This is a genomic window from Kitasatospora phosalacinea, from assembly GCF_000717185.1.
Classification (GTDB): Bacteria; Actinomycetota; Actinomycetes; order Streptomycetales; family Streptomycetaceae; genus Kitasatospora; species Kitasatospora phosalacinea_A.
Genome location: NZ_JNYE01000170.1, coordinates 1 through 6,808, shown reverse-complemented (window position 1 = coordinate 6,808; position 6,808 = coordinate 1). Strand labels below are relative to the sequence as shown.

Sequence of the window (6,808 nt, the reverse complement as noted above, 5' to 3'; positions counted from 1 at the left end):
CCGCGAGCTGCAGCTGGTCCTCGCCACCTGGGCAGGACACTGCCCGACCTGCCACCGCGACATACCCGCACTCAGGCGAACCTGACCAAGCCCTACTAGAGCCCGTCTGACGATTCATGTCGTGTCAGGTAGAGGTGAGTTGACGGACGAGGCGTGGAATCGGATAGGGCCCATGCTGCCGCAGGCGGACGGGCGCGGGCGTCCGTGGCGTGATCACCGGCAGGTGGTCAACGGTGTGTTGTGGAGGTTGCGGACCGGGGCGCCGTGGCGTGATCTCCCCGAACAGTACGGGCCGTGGCAGACCGTCTACGAGCGTTTCGCCCGGTGGGAGGCGGACGGCACTTGGGCGTACGACGCCGGATCGAGTGCTGGGCGACAAGGCGTGTTCGAGCCGGGCGATTCGCCGACTGCTCCGTCACCGGGGCATCGCGGCCACGATCCCCGAGCGCCGTGACCAGGTGGCCAACCGGCGACGGCGCGGGGCCGCCGGAGGCCGTCCGCCCGCGTTCGACAAGGAGGTCTACCGGGCCCGCAACGTTGTGGAACGGTGTTTCGCCCGCCTCAAGCAGTTCCGTGCGGTCGCCGCCAGGTTCGACAAGCTCGCCGACCGCTACCGGGCGGGCGTTGTCGTGGTGTCGCTGGTCCTGTGGCTGCGCGCGTCGGAGTAGCGATCAGACCACTGGTCCGTCGTGGGGCTACTGGCTGGTGCGCGTGGTGAGGCCGTGGTGGAGGAGGGTGAGGGCGCGATCGGCGACGTGGGTGGGGTCGGCGCCGTGTTCGACGGCGGTCATGGCGGCCTGGATGGTGCCGCCGACGAGTTGGCCGGTCAGTTCGGGGGCGTCGGCCTCGCCGGTCAGGGCGGTGATTGCGGCCTGGAGGGGGGCGTGGTGGCGGTGGTGGAGTTCGTGGACGCGGGCCAGGCATTCGGGCGGGAGGTCGGCCTGCATCAGGGCTTTGGCGGGGCGGTGCGCGCCCCGGGCGGCGAGGTGGAGTTCGGTGCGGACGAAGGCTTCGAGGCGCTCTGCGGGTTCGTGGAGGCCGGCGAGGGCCTGGGTGGTGGCGGTGTCGGCTGCGGTGAACGCCTCTTCGACGATGGCGGCGAGCAGGGCCGGGGCGGAGGGGAAGTACTGGTAGAAGCTGGAGCGGGCGAGCCCGGCGCGGGCGCCGACCGCGGCCGGGGTGACGGCGGCGGCGCCCTGTTCGACGAGGACGTCGACGGCGGCCTGGATCAGCGCGGCGCGTTGCTGGGCACGGTGCTCGGCGACGGTGGCGGCGTTGATCTTCGGCATGGGGCGGGGACGCCTTTCGGGGGTTCGGTCAGCTCAGGCGGCCGTCCCGCAGGGTCAGGACGCGGTCGGCCGCGTCCAGTATCTCGTGGTCGTGGGTGACCATGACGGTCGCGGTGCGGTGGGCACGGGTCTGTTCGGCGAGCAGGTCGACGACCTCGCGGGCGCGGGCGCGGTCCAGGGCGGAGGTCGGCTCGTCGACGAGCAGAACCTCGGGGGCCAGCACCAGGGCGCGGGCGATGCCGACGCGCTGGCGCTCACCGCCGGAGAGGCGGTCGGGGCGGTGGTGGGCGCGAGCGCTCATGCCGACGGCCTCGAGGAGTTCGTCCGCGCGGCGGCGGGTGGCGGCGTCGAGGCGTCCGGCGGTGTGCGCCGTGAGGAGGAGCTGTTCGCGGGCGGTGAGGGAGGCGAAGAGGTTGGCGTGCTGGAAGACGTAGCCGATGTGGCGGCGGCGGTGGGCGGTGCGCTGGTGTTCCCTGAGGGTGGTCAGGTCGGTTCCGGCGACGTGGACGGTGCCGGCGGTGGGGTGCTGCAGGCCGCCGGCCACGGCGAGCAGGCTGGACTTGCCCGAGCCGGAGGGCCCGGTGACGGCGACCAACTCCCCGGGTGCGACCGCCAGGTCGACGGCGTCCAAGGCGATGACCTGCTGCGGGTCGCGGCCCAGGTGCAGGGTGACGCCGGTCAGGCGCAGGACGGCGGCCTCGGCGGCGGTGCCGGCGGCGCTGTGGGCGGAGGCGGGGTGGGTCATCGGTTGGCTCCGAGTGCGCTGAGGGCCTGGACCTTGGTGATGCGGCGGACGGCCACCGCGGCGCCCGCGAGTCCCAGCACGATCAGCAGGAGGGCGGCGAGGGTGACCTGGTCGGCCTGGAGGGAGAAGGGGGCGGATCCGTTCATCGCCCCGCCCAGGGCCAGGCCGACGGCGGTTCCGGCTGCGGTGGCGGCGAGCAGGACGGCGGCGGCCTGGGTGAGGGCGTCGCGCAGGATGTAGCGGGTGGAGGCGCCGATGGCCTTGAGCAGGGCGATCTCCTGGCGGCGCTGGATGGTCCAGACGGTGAAGAAGGAGCCGACGACCAGGGCGGAGATGGCGTAGAGGAAGCCGCGGATGAGGGTCATGGTGCTGGATTCGGCGGTGTAGCCGGGCGAGGCGCCGTAGGTGCCGGCCTTGTCGACGGTCTGGGTGCCCAGGTCCCGGTCGGCGGCGGCGATTGCGGTGCCGGGGGCGAGCTGGAGGGCGACGGCGGTGGCCTGGTGGGCGGCGGCGTCGGGCAGCGGGCCGGGCAGGCCGTAGTGGAGCTGCTGCCACAGCGGCAGCGGCGCGTAGACGATGCCGACGTGCCCGAAGGAGGCGTGGCCGATCGTGCCGGTCACGGTCAGTTCGGTTCCGGCCTGTCCGGCGATGAGGCGGTCGCCGACCTTGACACCCTCCTTGAGGATGTCCTCGCTGACCAGGACGCCGTTCGGCGTGGAGCCGGCCAGCGGGGCGCCGGACAGCGGTGCGGGGGCGAGGAAGCCGCCGGGCCGCACGCCCAGGACGGCGAGGTCGAGCTGCTTGCCGCCGGGGACGCCGAGCTGGGCGTGCACCAGCTGCTGGCCCAGCGGCTCGGCCTTGCGGACACCGGGCTGCTCGGCCCACCGGGCGGCGGTGTCGGTGGTGACGGTGGAACGCGAGAACAGCTCACCGGTGGCCGAGCGGTCGAAGGCGAGGTGGGTGACGGGCAGGGCGCGCAGGCCGGAGATGCCGGAGTCGGCCAGACCGCTGGCCAGCCCGGACAGGATCACCCCGAGGACGGCGATCATCCCGACCACGGCACCGATCAGGGCGAACCGCCCGCGGGCGAAACGCAGGTCACGAAGAGCGAGGAACACGACAGGACCCTTCGCTTCAGGCGCCGACGGAGACGACGGTCTCGAACATCTCCACGCCGCCGCCCGCCCCGTCGGCCGACCCGCCGCCCCCGGACGGCCCGTGCGCGGCCCGGAACGACTCCGAACGCATCCAGGCAGCGAACGCCTCCCTGCCGGTGAAGTCCGTCACCGCCACGTACACCCCGCCCTCCTGCCGGGGACGCAGCAACCGCGACCCCAGCAGCCCGTCCACACCGGTCAGCGCCGCACGCATGCTCGCGGCGAACCGCTCCTCGAACGCCTCCGCATCGACCGCGGGGACCGCTATCCGGTTCATCACCGTGTACATCCGAAAACCACCTGTTCCAGGGCAGGACAGGGCACCGACATGGTTTGCCGACACCAGTGTCAGCATCCTAGCCCAGGTTGCCGACGCCCCTGTCGGCAAGATCTGCCCATGCCGGCCGAAGCCGAGTCCGCACCCGATGTGACCTGCGGAAAGCATGTGTCAGACAGGCTCTGGGGCCCGCATCGGGTTGTGGTCGATTCGAGGGTTGCGGCCTCGCCGTGGGCCCTGGTCCGGCAGGCCGTGTTGTGTGACGCGGGTGCAACTGAATGACAGCGAGCGGGAGTTCATCGGGCCGTAGCTGCCGGTCGGCGAGTACGGCCCGTGCCCGGAGCGTCTGCGCAGGCAGTTCGGGGGCGTGGTCCGGCCGCCCGCTGGTGCTCGTCCCGACCGGGGGCCGGGCCGCCGACAGCCCGCAGTTCATTGCCCTGCCGGACAAGGTCCGGGTCCGCGGGCCCGTCGGCCACGACGCCGGGCTCACCTTCGCGGCGCGATGACGTGGATCAGGGACCTCGCCGGGAACACTCCTTGATCGCGACCAAGTACGCGGCACTAGGTTCCGGGGCGCGGGTCCTGGTCGATCCGGGCGGCGCGCAGGCGGTGGCCGGTGGCGTCGGGGGCGATCAGCGGGGCGGGGTAGTCGGCGGGGCGGTGGCGGGACTGCCAGGGGCGGTGGATCTCGCGGCCGGGGAGGTGGGCGAGTTCGGGGACCCAGCGGCGGACGTAGGCGCCGTCGGGGTCGTGGCGGTCGGCCTGGGCGAGCGGGTTGAGGACGCGGTTGGGGCGGGTGTCGGTGCCGGTCCCGGCGACCCACTGCCAGTTGAGCTGGTTGTTGGCGAGGTCGCCGTCGACGAGGTGGTGCAGGAAGTGCGCGGCGCCGGGCCGCCAGTCGTGGTAGAGCGACTTGGCGAGGAAGCTGGCGGTCAGCAGCCGGGCCCGGTTGTGCATCCAGCCGGTCTCGGCGAGCTGCCGCATGCCCGCGTCGACGATCGGGAAGCCGGTGCGGCCCTCGCACCAGGCCGCGAACTCGTCCGGGTCCGCGCGCCAGTCGTCGTGCCGGGGGCGGTAGTCGGCGCGGGCGGCGTCGGGCCGGGCGGCCAGCACCTGGTGGTGGAAGTCGCGCCAGGCGAGCTGCCGGACGAAGGCCTCGGCGCCGGGACCACCGCGGCGTTCGGCGAGGTGGACGAGTTCGTTGGCGGACAGGCAGCCGAAGTGCAGGTACGGGGAGAGGTGGGAGGTGCCGTCGGCGGCGAGGTCGTCGTGCAGGTCGGCGTAGTGCGCGGTGCGCCAGCGCTGCCAGGCCCGGCGGGCGGCGCTCTCGCCGGGTTCGGGCAGGTGGCGGGCGGTGGGCGTCGCGGTGGGCAGCACCGCGCCGGTCAGCTCCCCGGGGGTGTCCAGGCCCCGCGGCGGGGGCAGCGGGGTGCGGCGGGCGACCTGCTGCCAGGCCCGGTGGTACGGGGTGAACACGGCGTAGTGGTCGCGTCCGGCGGGCAGCACCGCGCCGGGCGGGACGGCCGTCAGCGAGCCCTCGTGCACCCGGAGCCGGTCGCCCAGGGCCCGGCGCAGCCGCTGCTCGCGCCGCCGGGCGTAGCCGCTGACCCCGGCGGCGAGGTGCACGCTCGCCGCACCGGTCTCGGCGGCGAGCTTCGCGGCCTGCTCGGCGGTGTCGCCCTCGCGCACCAGCAGCCGTCCGCCGGCCCGGCGCAGCCCGGCGTCGAGGTCGGCGAGGCAGCCGGCCAGGAACGCGGCCCGGTTGGGGGCGGCGAACCCGGCGGCGGCGACGGCCGGGTCGCTGACGAACAGCGGGACGACCCGGTCGGCCCCGGCGCGGGCGGCGTGCAGGGCGGGGTTGTCGTGCAGGCGCAGGTCCTGGGTGAACAGGACGACGGCGAGTGTCATGGGTGCTGTTTTTCCGTGCGGGTGCCTGGCGGTGTCGACACGGCGACCTGTCGATGTTCCGACGGGCGGGCGGCCGACGCCACGGGAACGGGCGTCCCCTCCCCTGCTTCGGAGCGGTCACCGGAACGGATGGGCCCGGCCCGCCGGGCGGGGTACTGTCGGCCGCGTCCCCTTTCGCCGACCCGCGGGAGCCGTACCGTGCACCAGCTCGACCACACCGACGTCCAGCAGGCCGCCGAACGGATCGCCGGCCTGGTCCGCCCCGTCGCGGTGAGCCCGGGCGGGCCGGACGGCGCGTGGCTGGCGCTGGAGCACCTCCAGCACACCGGCTCGTTCAAGGCCCGCGGCGCGGTCAACTTCCTGCGCGCGCACCGGGAGGCGGGCGCCCTGCCGGACGCGGGCGTGACCATCGCCTCGGGCGGCAACGCCGGGCTGGCCTGCGCGTGGGCGGCGCGGCGGGAGGGCGTGCGGGCGACGGTGTTCCTGCCGGTGAACGCGCCCGCGGTGAAGGTGGAGCGGCTGCGCGGCTACGGCGCGGACGTCCGACTGGCGGGCAGCGAGTACGCGCAGGCGCTGGCGGCCTGCGAGGAGTTCGCGGCGGCGAGCGGCGCGCTGGCCTCGCACGCGTACGACCACCCGCTGGTGGCGGCCGGGGCGGGCACCCTGCTGGAGGAGGTCCTCCAGCAGGTGCCGGGCCTGGACACGGTGGTGGTGGCGGTCGGCGGCGGCGGCCTGTTCGCGGGCGTGGCCGCCGCGGCCCGCGCGCACGGGGTGCGCACCGTCGCGGTGGAGCCGGAGAACTGCCGGGCGCTGCACGCCGCGCTGGCGGCGGGGGAGCCGGTGGACGTCCCCGTCGAGTCGGTCGCCGCGGACTCGCTGGGCGCCCGCCGCGCCTCCGCGACCGCCCTGGCCGCGGCCCGCGCCGAGGGCGTGGTCAGCGTCCTGGTCCCGGACGCGGAGATCGTCCGGGCCCGCCGCCTCCTGTGGGAGGAGCACCGGATCGCCGTCGAGCACGCCGCGTCCACCGCCCTGGCCGCCCTCGGCACCGGCGCCTACCGCCCGGCCCCGGACGAGCGGGTGTGCGTCGTGCTGTGCGGCGCCAACACCGACCCCAGCACCCTGGCCGGGCCGGACGCGTGAGTTAGTGCCGCGTCGGGCAACCTTTGCCGTCAAGGAGCGGCGTCCGGTGCGTGCTCTCGGCGTGCCGGCCGGAAGCCCTCGTACTGGGTGTACTCGGGTTTTCGGCCGGTGCGGCGAGAGGGCGTGCCAAGGGGGCACCCCCCAGCCCCCCCCTTGGGGCTGGGGGCGTCGCGACGGGCGAAGGCTGCCTGACGCGGCACTAGTAGGGCTTGGTCAGGTTGATTTTGATTGGGCGTGTCTGTTGGCGGTGGTGTGTCGTTGAGGACGTGTGACACCTGGGGAGATGGCTGAG

The 6,808-nt window shown here is 74.5% G+C and carries 6 protein-coding genes and 1 pseudogene; 2 read left to right on the top strand and 5 right to left on the bottom strand.

Annotated elements, in window-relative coordinates; translation table 11 throughout:
* Positions 1-172 precede the first annotated feature (172 nt).
* Positions 173-668, top strand: a pseudogene (locus OO57_RS41895) (transposase).
* 27 nt (positions 669-695) lie between these two features.
* Here OO57_RS41895 and OO57_RS36775 read toward each other — a convergent pair.
* The 5 genes from OO57_RS36775 to OO57_RS36755 form a co-directional block, all read right to left on the bottom strand.
* On the bottom strand, positions 696-1,289 hold the full coding sequence (locus OO57_RS36775) for a TetR/AcrR family transcriptional regulator (RefSeq protein ID WP_033257200.1): 594 nt from the start codon (positions 1,287-1,289) through the stop codon (positions 696-698).
* A gap of 28 nt (positions 1,290-1,317) precedes the next feature.
* Complete coding sequence (locus OO57_RS36770) at positions 1,318-2,034, bottom strand: ABC transporter ATP-binding protein (protein WP_033257199.1); 717 nt, start codon at positions 2,032-2,034, stop codon at positions 1,318-1,320.
* The gene (locus OO57_RS47130) at positions 2,031-3,152 is read right to left on the bottom strand and encodes an FtsX-like permease family protein (RefSeq protein WP_033257197.1); all 1,122 of its coding nucleotides are present in this window, start codon (positions 3,150-3,152) and stop codon (positions 2,031-2,033) included. Before OO57_RS47130 ends, OO57_RS36770 begins: the two co-directional genes overlap by 4 nt.
* A 16-nt stretch (positions 3,153-3,168) precedes the next feature.
* Positions 3,169-3,480: an antibiotic biosynthesis monooxygenase family protein gene (locus OO57_RS36760; RefSeq protein ID WP_033257195.1), complete on the bottom strand. Its 312-nt coding sequence runs from the start codon at positions 3,478-3,480 to the stop codon at positions 3,169-3,171.
* Positions 3,481-4,029: 549 nt separating this feature from the next.
* Positions 4,030-5,376, bottom strand: coding sequence for a cryptochrome/photolyase family protein (locus OO57_RS36755; RefSeq protein WP_033257193.1), 1,347 nt, complete (start codon positions 5,374-5,376; stop codon positions 4,030-4,032).
* A 198-nt stretch (positions 5,377-5,574) separates the two neighbouring features.
* Between OO57_RS36755 and OO57_RS36750 the strand changes: the two genes are divergently transcribed.
* Complete coding sequence (locus tag OO57_RS36750) at positions 5,575-6,516, top strand: threonine/serine dehydratase (protein ID WP_033257191.1); 942 nt, start codon at positions 5,575-5,577, stop codon at positions 6,514-6,516.
* The last annotated feature ends 292 nt before the right edge of the window (positions 6,517-6,808 follow it).

Excerpts from the sequence above, each read along its gene's own strand:
- OO57_RS36760 (WP_033257195.1), bottom strand. The coding sequence starts at position 3,480 with ATGTACACGGTGATGAACCGGATAGCGGTCCCCGCGGTCGATGCGGAG.
- OO57_RS36770 (WP_033257199.1), bottom strand. The coding sequence starts at position 2,034 with ATGACCCACCCCGCCTCCGCCCACAGCGCCGCCGGCACCGCCGCCGAG.
- OO57_RS36775 (WP_033257200.1), bottom strand. The coding sequence starts at position 1,289 with ATGCCGAAGATCAACGCCGCCACCGTCGCCGAGCACCGTGCCCAGCAA.
- OO57_RS36755 (WP_033257193.1), bottom strand. The coding sequence starts at position 5,376 with ATGACACTCGCCGTCGTCCTGTTCACCCAGGACCTGCGCCTGCACGAC.